Annotated in this window: 14 protein-coding genes; 6 read left to right on the forward strand and 8 right to left on the reverse strand. The window is 69.3% G+C overall.

The window, feature by feature from the left end; translation table 11 throughout:
• The first annotated feature begins 34 nt into the window (after positions 1-34).
• The 3 genes from Vlu01_RS26275 (at position 35) to Vlu01_RS26285 (ending at position 2,117) form a co-directional block, all read left to right on the forward strand.
• The gene (locus Vlu01_RS26275; RefSeq protein ID WP_239096141.1) at positions 35-571 is read left to right on the forward strand and encodes a UTRA domain-containing protein; all 537 of its coding nucleotides are present in this window, start codon (positions 35-37) and stop codon (positions 569-571) included.
• Positions 572-694: 123 nt separating this feature from the next.
• Positions 695-1,540, forward strand: a complete 846-nt coding sequence (locus Vlu01_RS26280) for an SDR family NAD(P)-dependent oxidoreductase (RefSeq protein WP_204004528.1) — start codon at positions 695-697, stop codon at positions 1,538-1,540.
• Positions 1,541-1,634: 94 nt separating this feature from the next.
• The gene (locus Vlu01_RS26285) at positions 1,635-2,117 is read left to right on the forward strand and encodes a hypothetical protein (RefSeq protein ID WP_204004529.1); all 483 of its coding nucleotides are present in this window, start codon (positions 1,635-1,637) and stop codon (positions 2,115-2,117) included.
• Between the two features lie 128 nt (positions 2,118-2,245).
• Here the strand turns inward: Vlu01_RS26285 and Vlu01_RS26290 are convergent, their stop codons facing one another.
• The 6 genes from Vlu01_RS26290 to Vlu01_RS26315 form a co-directional block, all read right to left on the reverse strand.
• Entirely contained in the window at positions 2,246-2,758 is a 513-nt protein-coding gene (locus Vlu01_RS26290) for a hypothetical protein (RefSeq protein ID WP_204004530.1), read from the reverse strand.
• A 69-nt stretch (positions 2,759-2,827) separates the two neighbouring features.
• Positions 2,828-3,997 (reverse strand): MSMEG_1130 family ribosome hibernation factor, encoded by a 1,170-nt coding sequence (locus tag Vlu01_RS26295; RefSeq protein ID WP_204004531.1) that lies wholly within the window; start codon positions 3,995-3,997, stop codon positions 2,828-2,830.
• A 32-nt stretch (positions 3,998-4,029) separates the two neighbouring features.
• Entirely contained in the window at positions 4,030-4,923 is an 894-nt protein-coding gene (locus Vlu01_RS26300) for an oxygenase MpaB family protein (protein WP_204004533.1), read from the reverse strand.
• The gene (locus tag Vlu01_RS26305; RefSeq protein ID WP_204004535.1) at positions 4,920-6,149 is read right to left on the reverse strand and encodes an MAB_1171c family putative transporter; all 1,230 of its coding nucleotides are present in this window, start codon (positions 6,147-6,149) and stop codon (positions 4,920-4,922) included. The genes Vlu01_RS26300 and Vlu01_RS26305 overlap by 4 nt, the downstream gene beginning before the upstream one ends.
• A gap of 6 nt (positions 6,150-6,155) precedes the next feature.
• Positions 6,156-6,683, reverse strand: a complete 528-nt coding sequence (locus tag Vlu01_RS26310; protein ID WP_239096136.1) for a hypothetical protein — start codon at positions 6,681-6,683, stop codon at positions 6,156-6,158.
• A 50-nt stretch (positions 6,684-6,733) separates the two neighbouring features.
• The gene (locus tag Vlu01_RS26315) at positions 6,734-7,255 is read right to left on the reverse strand and encodes a hypothetical protein (RefSeq protein ID WP_204004538.1); all 522 of its coding nucleotides are present in this window, start codon (positions 7,253-7,255) and stop codon (positions 6,734-6,736) included.
• A 470-nt stretch (positions 7,256-7,725) separates the two neighbouring features.
• Between Vlu01_RS26315 and Vlu01_RS26320 the strand changes: the two genes are divergently transcribed.
• Complete coding sequence (locus Vlu01_RS26320) at positions 7,726-8,139, forward strand: SAF domain-containing protein (protein WP_204004540.1); 414 nt, start codon at positions 7,726-7,728, stop codon at positions 8,137-8,139.
• Between the two features lie 52 nt (positions 8,140-8,191).
• Here Vlu01_RS26320 and Vlu01_RS26325 read toward each other — a convergent pair whose 3' ends face one another.
• Positions 8,192-8,911, reverse strand: a complete 720-nt coding sequence (locus tag Vlu01_RS26325; RefSeq protein ID WP_204004542.1) for a GNAT family N-acetyltransferase — start codon at positions 8,909-8,911, stop codon at positions 8,192-8,194.
• Positions 8,912-9,127: 216 nt separating this feature from the next.
• Here Vlu01_RS26325 and Vlu01_RS26330 point away from each other — a divergent pair, with 216 nt between their 5' ends.
• Positions 9,128-9,838, forward strand: a complete 711-nt coding sequence (locus Vlu01_RS26330; RefSeq protein ID WP_204004544.1) for a ThuA domain-containing protein — start codon at positions 9,128-9,130, stop codon at positions 9,836-9,838.
• Entirely contained in the window at positions 9,808-10,908 is a 1,101-nt protein-coding gene (locus Vlu01_RS26335) for a Gfo/Idh/MocA family protein (protein ID WP_204004546.1), read from the forward strand. Before Vlu01_RS26330 ends, Vlu01_RS26335 begins: the two co-directional genes overlap by 31 nt.
• A gap of 87 nt (positions 10,909-10,995) precedes the next feature.
• Here Vlu01_RS26335 and Vlu01_RS26340 read toward each other — a convergent pair whose 3' ends face one another.
• The gene (locus tag Vlu01_RS26340; RefSeq protein WP_204004548.1) at positions 10,996-12,807 is read right to left on the reverse strand and encodes a glycoside hydrolase family 15 protein; all 1,812 of its coding nucleotides are present in this window, start codon (positions 12,805-12,807) and stop codon (positions 10,996-10,998) included.
• Between the last annotated feature and the right edge of the window lie 13 nt (positions 12,808-12,820).

Here is a 12,820-nt window from a genome sequence, read left to right on the forward strand (position 1 = left end):
TCAGCACATCATGCGTCGTGCTCACTCCCGGGACATGCGCAAGCGCCTCGGGAGCACATCGCCATTCGCGCGAGACAGCGAGGCGGCCGGGAGACAGCCGACCTGGGATTCGGAGAGCGAGAGAATCCCCTCGCCGCCGCACATCGCGGGACGCCTCGGCATCGAGCCGGGCGATCCAGTGATGCACACCAGATACCGTTACCTTGCGGACGGCGACCCCATCCAACTCGCAGACTCGTACGAGCCGATCGCCGTCACCGGCAGCACGCCGGTCGAGTATCCCGAGCGTGGCCCGATCATCGGCGTCGTCGCCCGCATGGACTTCATCGGCGTGCAGATTGATCGGTTCGTGGAGGAGGTTACGACCCGGCCGGCGATGCCCGTCGAGGTCGCCGCCCTCGACCTCGATCCGCGTGGCGGCAGGTGGGTGATCGCGATCCAGCGCACCTACTACGCCGGGCAGACGGCGGTCGAGACGGCCGACATCGTCTTTCCCGCCGACCGGTACCGCCTCGTCTACGAGGTGCCGATCGACCCCTGGTCGCCATCTGACGAGACCGCGTCTTCCTGAGATGTCGCCCTGGTTGGTCATGGCTGGGCCAGTTATCGTGACGGCATCAAAGCCGGACGGTAGCCGTTCCCAGGCTGTGGCGGGTGGTTGGGCCTTCTGTGCCCATCCGTGACAATGGATGTCATGGGTGACGGAATCATGTCCGGCAAGACCGTCGTGATCACCGGTGCCAGCGCGGGCATCGGCGCTGAGGCCGCGCGCCGGTTGGTCCGCCTCGGCGCGACCGTGGCGGTGGTCGGCCGGTCACCGGAGAAGACCGCCGCCGTCGCCCGCCAGGTCGGCGCCGAGCCGCTGGTGGCCGACTTCGCCCGGCTGTCGGAGGTACGCAGGCTCGCCGACACGCTGCTGGGCCGCTACCCGCGGATCGACGTGCTGGCCAACAACGCCGGGGTCGTGCTGACCCGGCGGAGCCGCACCGAGGACGGCCACGACCTGATGTTCCAGGTCAACTACCTGGCCCCGTTCCTGCTCACCAACCTGCTGTTGGATCGGTTGACCACCGTCGGGCCGGCGCGGGTCATCACCACCTCCAGCAACGGCCACCGGTTCGGCCGTGTCGATCTCGACGATCTCGAAGGTGCCGGCAACCGATCCGAGCTGCTGCGGTACGGGACGACGAAACTGCAGAACATCCTGTTCACCCGCGAGCTGGCCCGTCGTACGCGGGGCAGTGGTCTGACCGCGACAGCGTTCCATCCCGGAGTGATCGCCACCACCGACATCAACCGGGAAGCCCCGTTGGTCGCCGCGCTGGTCCGGTATCGCCTTCTTGGCGGCCTGTCCACCCTCGAAGAGGGTGCTGAGCCGCTGGTTCACCTGGCGACGATGCCTGATCCGCAGACAACCAACGGTGGTTATTACCACCGCCTCACGCCGAACGGTCCAGTCCACCGGCAGGCCAAGGACGATCATCTGGCGACCTGCTTGTGGGAGCGAACAGCCGAGTTGCTCGGTGCGCCGGTGGCGTGACATGGGTGAAGCTGGCCGTTGTCGGAGGCGCGGCGATGCGTCGACCCCGCACCGCCGGCTCGCCTGGTTGGCCTGGTGTTCATAGACTCCCGGCGTGCGAGTTCCTCTTGCGATAGCCGGGGCGGTTCTCATCCTGGGTGCGGCGGCGGTGGCCGGGGTGCGCTGGACGAAGGCCGGTGAGCCGGTTTCCGTCGCGGCGCCGACGGGGGCGTCGACGGTGCTGCCCGCAGGCGATTACACGATGGTCGTCGACAACCGGACGGCCGAGGTCTTCACCGATCTGCGTAACGATCGAGGTGTTCCAACGGTCGAAACCTACGCCATGCCGTCCGCTACCTCGTGGGATCAGGTGCGGTCGGGAGTCGCCGGTCAGCTCGACGGATGGAAGCAGGTTGGGGACTGCGCCGACCTGGGTGAGCGGCAGGTCCAGTGCGCCTGGTCCGAGTCGACCCGCTTGTGGCCCCGCCTCGTGCGGATCATCTTCCTCCGGCCGGCGGAGACGCATGATGCCAACTCCTACGTGTGGCCCGAGAACACCTTCCTGATAATCGGCTCCGCCCACGGCGTCAACCGTTGACGTCGGTCATGTCAGAACATCCTCGGCGGACCGGGGCAGCGCCGGTCGCAGTAGACGTCGCACCGGCGCGGGTCTGGTCGCGGATCAGGTCCACCTGCTGATCACGTGCAGAACGATCTGGCCGGCGGTCAGCTCGGCAGCTCGGGGAGAGGGCCGACGGTGACCAGTGCGGCGAGCGTGAGGGGTTGGTCGCCGTCGCTGTGCCCGAGGACGACGGCCAGGCGCCGGTCCGGCGCCTGGCCTGGCGTCCAGACATGCAGGTCGCCGTAGAGGTCCTGGCGTAGCAGTGCGTCGTAGACCGGTGGACGGTCCGCCTGCGGGTTCCGGATGAGGTGATCGATGGTGAGCAGACGGTGCGGGCCCCACTGTTCGTCCAATGCCCCGGCCAGTGTGGCCAGGTGCCGGTCGCCGGCTTCCAGGTGCTCGGTCCACTCCGGGTCCCTCAGGCCGGTCAGGTCCGGCCCCTCCCACAGTGGCGCGAGAACGAAGTTGCCGGCACGGGTAGCCGACCACTCGCCGGTGTGCGGGTCGGAGTCGACCAGGGCGGGGTGGTCCGCAGACGAAATCGGCGCGGCCAGGAGCGCCGCGATGGCCCCGAGGGCCTGGGAAACATCAAAGGCAAGGCCACGGAGAACGGTCACGGCACCCATCTTTCACCGCGCACCGCCGCAAAACACCAAACGGTTACCGGCTGCGGCTGGCACTCCGCTTCACCACCGCAGGAGCGCCCCGATGCCTGATGCGTCGCGCAGGATCCCGTCAGCGGCCCCCTCGATCGGGCTGACCCGTGCTCCGGTGACCAACGCGCGTTCCACCAGTCGCTCGGTCAGCCTCGGTTCCGGGGTGTGCGGGTGGCCGGCGGAAACGACCTCGTCATCGGCGTACAACGCGCCATCGGCGTCCACCGAACCGGTGTAGCGAACCTGCGGGTCGTACACCAGATGGGCGACCCGGCCCTCCCGCAGCGCGCCGGCCACCTGGGACAGGCCGAGCGCGCCCACCTGGCCGAGACCGCCGTCGCGGACCCGTTCGAGCAGGCGGCGCTCGCGGTGGGCGTGGTCGTCGTGCAGTCGCTCGGACACCGCTGTGAGCAGCCCGGCGTCGTCAAGCCCGGCGAGCACCCGCGTGTCCTGGATCACCGGCTCCTGCAGCGATCCGGGGAGCTTCGCGGTGAGCACATCGGTCCACCGGTCACCGCCGCTGACGAGGATCCGCTCCCACCCACGCTCGGCGGCCATGCCTGCGGCAGCCTCGGCCACCCGGTCCAGGAACCGCCGCGCCCGCTCCCGCTCGCGGGCCTGCCGGTGCTCCAGCATCGGCGTGTTGTACTGGCCTCGAGGGCCGCCGCCGATCTGACCGGCTCGCTCGTGCGGCGCCTCGACTTCTTCCTGTTCCAGGCGAGTTACCGGCTGCAGCTGACCGAGCCGCCATTCCAGCACCCGGGCGTCGTCGGCGGAGACCAGCACGACCCCGGCGGCTCGGCCTTCGTCGAGCAGTTCCAGCAACGGGTGGATGAACGGTCCGTCGTCGAGCACGACGCGGTTGGGTACGGGCATCTGGCTGTTCAGGCGCAGCACCCAGTCGCCGCCGAGCGCGGCGTACACGATCCGGCCCCGGCCGGGCTCGGTCGGCGCGGTGAGTCGCTCCACCTCGGCTGCGAGCCGGTCCAGCGCGGCGGTCATCTCCCGGCGACGCTCCGCCGGCCCTTCCTCGGCGATGCGGCGTTGCAGTTCCCGGTAGCGGTTCTTCAGGTCGATCATCGTGGCGTTCCGGTCGGCTGCCGGATCGGCGTTCACGTACACCGACAACACGCCGAGCGTGTCGGTGCGGCGGGCCAGGTCCAGCAGTGCCTTGTCATCCAGCTCATGGATGCTCGCCAAGATTGCTCACCCCTTCTCGTGGCAACGGTTACTCAACCACCGTAGCCCGGTTGAGCAGGGGCGGCAGGGTTCGTGGGCCGGTCCTGCTGCGGGCCGAGTTGATTGATGTCGTACCCGTCGGGGTAGGTCTTGGTGGTGATGCCGTCGGCGAACAGCGGCGTGGTGCGGGGTGCGCCGAACCAGCGTTGGAGCCGGGCGCGCGCCTTCAGCGCCAGGTGCAGGCCCGCTCGGATCGGCCAGGCCGGTGTCTCGACCTGTGTCGCGCGGCGCAGTGGTGCGTCGTACATGGCGCTGACCAGTGCGTTGCCGAGCGGAGCGAGGGGTTTGGGGATGCGGGTGAGCATCAGGTCGCGGGTGCCGCGCTCGATGGTGGCCGCGTCGTCGTTGGGCTTCAGATGGGCCGCGTCGTGCGCGTCGAACCAGGCCGAGAACGCCTCGTAGGAGTCGGGGATGTCGGTGACGCCCATCCGACGGCCCAGCTCCCGGTAGAAGAGGTAGGTCGCTTGGCGCTCGTGGCAGCAGGGTCGACGCCAGCCGTACTGCTGCAGCCAGCGGGTGGGGACGACCACCAGGCAGCCGAGGACGTAGCGAAAGTCGTCGTCGGGGATGTCGTACGGGCGGTGGATCTGGTTGACCCGCCGCAGGGCGTCCCGGCCGCGGGGCTGGTCGAAGCCGTTGAGCACCATTTCGTACATGAGCAGGCCGGTGTCGTCGATGCGTTTCTGGGTGCGTTCGGTCAGTTCTCCGGTGGCGGTGTGCACGGCGGCGATGGCAGGGATGGAGAAGGACCTGTTGAAGGCGAGGTTGAGGCCCAGCTTCATGTCCCACGGGAACTCGTAGCGCAGCATCGTCTGGTAGATCGCCAGGTAGTCGTGCTCGGGATCGAGGGCACGGGTACGAGCGAGATTGGCGTAGCGGGTCCTCATCGGCTGCGGTCTCCAAGCGCGGACTTCTGGACGGGGAGGCGTCGGGAAGCGGCGAGCGACTGGGCGACCACGAGCGAACTGGCGTAGGTGTCGGATACGAGCGTCAGCCAGGCGATCTCCCCGGCGTAGCCGCCGGCGGGGCGGTGCAGGTCGTCGGGGGGCAGGGGAAGCGCGGCGATGAGCCCCCGTTGGTGCGCGCGGAGCGCGCAGGCCAGGTGTGCCGCCTCGATCGTGGCTCGCCGCTCGTCGCCGGTCAGGCCAGCCCGCTCGGCATGCTGCCCGGCCAGCGCGGTCACCCTGCTGTCCATGTACGGGCGCAGGGCGAGACAGCCATCGCGGATCTCTGCGGCGCGGCGGGTCAGGGCGTAGTCGATGTCACGGACGGCTCCGAGTCGTTGGCGCAGACTCGCGTCGAGTTCGAGTTCGGGCAGGGCGTTGACGAGGTCGCGCCAAAGCGGTTCGAGGCGTCGGTAGGAACGGAAGTCGTCCCAGCGCCGGGTGATGGTGAGGATCGGACCCCAGGCCGGCATGGTCAGGCCGATCATCATGAGCAGGGCGCTGATCGTGACCAGGACCGCGGCGATCTCCCGTTCGCCGGTGGGTTGATAGCCGCTCCAGTGGGCGATCAGATATGCGATCTTGTTGGTGCTGTAGAGCAGGGCGAAGACGGCGCCGACGGCGGTGATGCGAAGACCCCGGCGCAGCCATGGGCGCCCGCAGATGCGGGCGAAGCGCCAGCACAGCCGGGCGATGTCCGTGCAGTAGGCGAAGAAGCCGACGACCATGAAGATCAGCAGGTACGCGGTGACGGCGGAGTCTCGGGCGTACTCGACCGTCAGCAGCACCGGGGTGTCGTAGGTGAGCGTGTAGGCGAACAGACCGACCATGGAGAGGAAGGCTCCGCTGGCGATCCAGACCCAGAGTCGGCTACGGGCCGCCGCTCTGGCCGGTGGGAGCGCGAGGTGGAGCAGCATGTGTTGGGCGCTCGCGGCGATCGTCATGGCGCACCCGTGGGAGATGACTTTGGCGAGGTTGGGTAGGCCGGACGCCTGGTCGATGCCGGCGGCGAGGGGCGGGATGGCGAGCGTGATCCCGGTGGCGAAGGCGCCGAGTGCCACACAGATCGCGCCCCGGACCTGGCTGGGTTGCCGATGCTGGAGCCGGAGCATGTAGCTGAAGGCGAACCAGCCGGCCACCGCACATACGCCGTACAGAATGGTGTCCATGTCGGCCTACCAGTCGGGGTGTTCCAGCGAGTGCCGCAGCCGGCCATACAGCTCGGCCTGGCGGCTGTCCAATGGTGACTCGCTCACCGTGTCGCGGCCGCTGCGAGCCCGCCGCAGAATCAACGAGCCGATCATTTCGGCTTCGCGTTCCTCAGCGGCGGCATAGTTGCTGCGGCCAAGGCTGCGCTGGACCAGCGCCGGGTCGAGGTCGGGAAGGAGCAGACGCGACGCCGCCGGGTCCAGGGCCTCGGTGGCCCGATGCCCGGCGATCAGATGGCCCAACTCGTGACTGATGATCAGCAGTTGGTGCAGCGGCGAAGTGTCCTGCTCGAAGAAGATGGCGTCGAATTCTCCGGTGGGGACGCACATCCCGCACACCACCGAGTGAGCCGGGAGCTTGATCGGCAGAAGGTGGATGGGGCGGCCACGCCGTTCGCCGAGTACGTCGCAGAGTTTCCGGATCTCGAATGGCTCCGGTATCTCCAGCTCAGCGACGATCTTTTCGCAGTTCTTGCGCAGTCGGTGCAAACTCACGTCAGCGATCCCCTGCTCGTCAGCATACTGCCACTGAAGGATTTGCACGGCTAAGAGCGACCGTCTGGTGCGGCGTCGGCGTCGCCCAGGCCGGTGCCGGCGGCGACGGCCCGCAGCCGGGCCACCATCTGCTCGATGAGCTGCGTGTCCGTCGCCGACAGTCCATTGTCGGCGAGGACCTGGCGCAGCGCGACCTGCTTGACGTCCATCCGGCGCAGCTCGCTGAGCAGCGTGAGTTGTTCCTGTATGCGTCGTGCCGCGACGTCGTCCACGAAGTAGCCGCTGTTCACCCCGAACACGTCGGCCAGGGCGCGTACGTGTGAGGTGCGGGGGTCGCTGGCCACGCCGCGGCGTAACTCTCCGATGTAGGCGGCGCTGATGCTGACTCCGGTTTCGCTCGCCATGGCGTTGATCTTGTCAGCGATCTCCTTGTTGGTGTACTTGCGGCCGGGCTCGTTGGAGTCGCCGAGCTCCTCAGGGGTGGGGCGGATTTTTTCGAACAGGTACTCCAGCCGGGCAGCGAGAGTGTCGAGAGGCGGTAGCTCCTGCTCAACGTGTTGATCGTCGGCCATCACTCTCAACCCTTCAACGACTAAACGCCAGTGTCGCAGATGCGCGCCTTAGTAAACAGGCGTTGACACGCGTACGCAAAGTAAGCGTATGCTCGCTCCTGTTTGGAGCAACACCTGTTGAGTGCGTACGGGAAACCGCTCAACATGCGTTGTGCGGTCGGTGTTTTGCCTGGTCCGGCCACCCGAACGGGCGGAGCCGTCAGTGAGAGGGATCAGCTCTGTGAGGAGCGAAACGGGGGATGCCTATCGCAGGCGTCCGCTGGCGCACCCGGTCGTCGGCGCGGGGCAACGCCATCGGCGCCCCTGCCCGGCCGCCGCTGACAACGGGGGCTGGACCGCTCGGTGGAGGACCCTCCTCTGCCAGCGGTCCAGCGACGGCGGCCCTGGGCGACCCGAGGAGGTCCCACGTTGATCATCACCGCTGATGCGGCAGCGCCGTTCGACATCGACGAGTTGTCGGTGGTCACGTCATGACCACGTCGGCGAACAAGGACACCGATGCCTCCGCGCCGGTGACAGCGCCGCACGCCCTTCCTCGGGTCGGCCAGCAACGTCGGTGGCGGCCGGTGTCGGTCTGGCTTGCGGTGGCGTTGGTCTCCACCAGCGGGCTGATCGCGGTTTCGGTGCTGCGCATGGTCGGCACCGAGGAGTACCTGGCGGTGGGGACCAGGGTCGAGGTCGGCACCGTCATCGACCGGTCGGACCTCACCACGGTGCGGATCACTGTCGACCCGGCACTCAAACCGATCAGGGCCAGCGCGGCCGACGACGTCGTGGGCAAGTTCGCAACGGTCACCCTGGTGCCGGGCACCCTGCTGACGCAGGCTCAGCTCACCGACGCGGTGGTACCAAGCCGGGACATCGCGCTGACCACGGGCAGTTGACGTTGGCGATCCTGATCGGCGGCCTGGTCGGCCTCGGTGACCTGGCGTGGGCTCAGGGCCCGATCCGGATGCTCAACTGAGCGCCAAGCTGGCGAAACCCCAACGCCTGCGCCACTCGGCGCGACGGCTCCGGCCGAGCCCGCCACTGCGGCAGCAGATGGTTGGCGAGACCATCTGCGACTGCTGCGGAGGCAACGGCACGTGCCAGCCCGCGCCCACGTCGAGCCGGCTCGGTGAGTACGCACATGTGCGCCACCGACCCCGGCCAGTGCCGATAGCCAGCCGCCGCGACAACATCGTCGCCGTGGCGCGCCACGAACGCGGGGGAGGTGATGTCGGCCAACCCACATTCGTCGGCGTCGTCCACCGGGACAGAGGCCAGGAGTCTGGCGAGATCGGGATGGTCTCCGGGGACCACATCCACGGTGTGGAACCCGGCCGCCCGGAAGTCGCCGTCGTCGAGGTAAGCCAGGCTCGCCGGACCCAGCACCTCGGCGACCGGCAGCAGGGCGCGTAGCCGGTCGGGGTCGGTCAGTACCTCGACGGGCAGGCCGAGCAGCGCCGTGCGTACGCTTCCGGCCCACCTGTCTGCCGACACGGTGACGATGGCGGCGTTGCCCAACGTGACGATCCCGACCCAACCCGGTGGACAGAGCTGCGATCTGTCCGAGATGGCCACGTCCACGCCGCCGTCAGCGGGAAAGGCCATCGGAACGCCTGCCATCTCACGCCAGACCTCCCGAGCCCGGGCGAGCAGCGCATCGTCGACCATTAACGCATCCTCACACCGGGCCTGATGTCCATGCCACCGGTATCCAGGAGTTGCCGGCTGGTCTCCGGCCCCGGTCGACATCCTGATCTGCGCCGTCCGCCTTTGTCGGCAATCACGGGTACGGTTTCGGTGCTCGACACGCAGCGGCTTCGGCGGGCGGTCGTCGGGTGAACTGGGCGGCCCGGTGGCGACGGGCCGGGGGAGAAGGGAGCGAGGGTGGCGCAGCGGAGAGCATTGGTGGTCCGGGGCGGCTGGGAGGGGCACCGGCCGGTCGAGGCAACGGAGTTGTTCATTCCCTTCCTCGAAGGTAACGGCTACGCCGTCCGGGTCGAGGGCTCGACGGAGATCTACGCCGATGCCACCGAAATGGCCGACCTCGACCTCATCGTGCAGTGCGTGACGATGTCGGAGATCACCTCGGAGCAGGTGGCGGGCCTCAACGCGGCGGTCGTCGCCGGCACCGGCTTCACCGGCTGGCACGGCGGAATCGTGGACTCGTTCCGCGCGTCAGCCGAGTACCTGCATCTGGTGGGCGGCCAGTTCGCGACCCATCCGGGGGTCGAGCCGTGTGCGCGTCGCGGTGGTGAGGAGGACAGCTTCCTGCCGTACCGGGTGCGCCTCACCGACCTCGGCCGGGCGCACCCGATCACGGCGGGACTCGACGACTTCGACCTGCTCACCGAGCAGTACTGGGTGCTGCACGACGACCTGATCGACGTGTTGGCCGTCACCACCCATCCGACGCAGGCGTGGCATCCCTGGCATCGGCCGGTCACCTCACCGGCGATCTGGACCCGAAACTGGGGCGCCGGCCGCATTGTCGTGACGACCCCTGGCCACAGCCTCGACGTGCTGGAGCACGCAGCCGTCCGTACCGTCATCGAGAGGGGGATGATGTGGGCGACCCGCACCGCGTCGGCATCGTAGGTCTCGGGGTCATCTCGAAGGCGTACCTGGACACACTCGCCGGTCACCCGGCGGTGCGGATCACCGCTCTGGCCGACCTCGACCCGTCCCGGTCGGCCGCGGTCGCCGCCGCGATTCCCGGTGCCGAGGCGGTGAGCGTCGAGCGTCTGCTCGCCCACCCGGACGTGCAGACGGTCCTCAACCTCACGATCCCCGCGGCACACGCCGATCTCTCGCTCGCCGCGATCGACGCGGGCAAGAACGTGTACGTCGAGAAGCCGCTCGCCGTGACGTTCGCGGAGGGCCGTTCGATCATCGAACGGGCCGCGACGGCTGGCGTCCGCGTGGGATGCGCGCCGGACACCGTCCTGGGCACGGGGACGCAGACGGCCCGTGCGGCGATCGACGGTGGTCTCATCGGGCGTCCACTGTCCGCGTCGGCGGTCATGGTGACGCCCGGGCACGAGCGTTGGCATCCCAACCCCGACTTCTACTACGCGCCGGGTGGCGGCCCGTTGTTCGATATGGGGCCGTACTACATCGCGGCGCTCGTGCACCTGCTCGGGCCGGTTCGCGCGGTCAGCGGAGCCGGCAGCCGATTGCGTCCCGAGCGGGTCATCGGCTCGGGGGCGCGGCTGGGCCAGCGGATCCCGGTGCAGGTGGACACCCATGTGACAGGTGTGCTTGAGCATGCCAACGGTGCTCTGTCGACCATCACCACAACCTTCGACGGCGTCGCGACCACGGCCGCACCGATCGAGGTCCACGGGGAGACCGGCACCCTCGCCGTACCCGATCCGAACAACTTCGATGGCGAAGTCCGCCGCTTCGCACTCGGCGACACCGAGTGGCGCGTTGTCGAACCGCGTTCCGGCTACGCCGGGGGCTCCCGAGGCCTCGGCCTGATCGACCTGGTCCGGGCCGACGTTCAGCGTCCGCCGCGCGCCGGAGGCGAGGTCGCGCTGCACATCCTCGAAACGATGATCAGTCTGCTGCGGGCGGCGACGGAAGGGCGGCGGATCGAGCTGACAACGACGGTGGACCGGCCCGCGCCAGTGCCACTGACGGCGGCCGAGGACTGGCAGGTGTAGCCCGTCGTCGCCGCCACGTCGGTCGACGACTCGCCGTCCGGCATCAGCTGCCCGGGGCGTCGTCGGCGTACCCGGTGTGGTCCGGGCTCAGGCGTCGGCGTCCCGGATCGCGAGTGCGGCCTGAATGAGCGCGGCGTGGGTCAGCGTCTGGGGGAAGTTGCCGAGGTGGGCGCCGGTCGCCGGGTCGAGTTCTTCGGCGTAGAGACCGAGGGGGTTGGCGTACCTCCGCAGCGTCTGGAACAGGTCGATCGCCTCCGCGCGGCGTCCGGTCCGGGCCAGGGCCTGGACCAGCCAGAAGGAACAGGGCAGGAAGGCGCCCTCGACGCCCGGGAAGCCGTCCCGTCCGGGTGGGTAGCGGTAGAGCAGGCCGTCACCGGCGCGGAGCCGGTCACGAATCGCGTCGATGGTGCCGCGTACCCGCGACGATCCGGCGCTGTCCAGGTCGAGCAGGGGCAGGACGAGCAGGGCCGCGTCGAGGTCCGAGGAGCCGTAGCTGCGGACGTAGCTGCCCACCGCCGGGTCGAAGCCACGCGTCCGGACCTCGGCGGCGATGGCGGCTCGGGCCTGCTGCCACCGGTGGCGGTGGCGGTCGGGTAGCGGATGGGTGTCGGCGATACGCAGGGCCCGGTCCAGGGCGAGCCAACCCATCAGCTTGGAGTGGACGTGCTGGTCGGGCTCGCGTACCTCCCAGATGCCGGCGTCGGGCTCCTGCCAGCGCCGGGCGACCACGTCGGCGAAGCCACGCACCGCCCGCCACGTCTCGCTGTAGAGACGGTGCCCTGCCTGGACGGACCCCCACGCGGCGTCGATCACCCAGCCGTAGACGTCGAGTTGGTGTTGGCCGGCGGCCCCGTTGCCGACCCGTACCGGGACGCTGTCGAGGTAGCCGGGCCAGCCCGGCAGGTCCTGTTCTGACGGCACGTGACGGCCGTGCAGGGTGAGCAGGGCCGGCAGGCGTGGCCGCTGCAACCGGCTGGCGTGCAACAGCCACGCGAGGAACCCTTGCGCCTCGTCGGGTTTGCCGACGCTGAGGAAGGCGCTGACACCGATGCTGGCGTCTCGGGGCCAGACGTAGCGGTAGTCCCAGTTCCGTATCCCGCCGGGGGCCTCGGGCAGCGACGTGGTGGGCGCGGCCACCGGGGCCCGGGAGGGCGAATAGGTCAACAACCGCAGGGTCAGCAGACTGCGTACCACCTCCTCCCGGAAGGGCAGCGATGCGTCGATGTCCGCGCTCCAGGCCCGCCACCGATTCTCGTCCTCGACGAGCAGGTCCCAGGCCGTCAGCGGCTCGACGTGAATCAGCGGCTCGTGGTGGGCCACGGCCAGCACCAGGTCGACCGGGTGGCCGGGGCTGACCGTGATCCGAACCGGTCGACCCGGTTCGATGGTGAGTCCGGGTGCGACGCCCAGAGCCACCGCAACTGACCCCCACTCACACACCAGGCCCTGGTGCCGCTGCCGCACTCGGGGTCGGCGGTGCGATACGCCGAGGCGGGGGTCGAACTCGACGACGGCATCGACCGCTGCCGCCTCGGCGGACAGACGCCGTACGATCAGCGTCGTGGGTAGGAGGCGATGGTTGGCCTCGGCGACCATCCCCTCGGTGAGGGTGAGTCGACCCCCGCCCACCACCCAGGTCGTCTCCAGCGTGGCCGTGTGCTGTCGGTAGCGCCGTTGCACGACCGTGGCCGGCCCAACCGGCCCGACCCGGAAGGTGCCCGCAGCCCGGCCGCCGACCAGCCGGCCGAACAGCGGCTCGCCGTCGAAGCGGGGCACGCAGAGCCAGTCGATGCCGCCGTCACCGGCGACGAGCGCGGCGGTGCGCGTGTCGCCGAGCAACCCGTAGTCGCTGATCGGTGTCGCGGGACCAGGGCGCGTCCCATCCGGTTCGCCCGTCATGGCGACCGCTCCC

The organism is Micromonospora lutea, assembly GCF_016863535.1.
Taxonomy (GTDB): domain Bacteria; phylum Actinomycetota; class Actinomycetes; order Mycobacteriales; family Micromonosporaceae; genus Micromonospora; species Micromonospora lutea.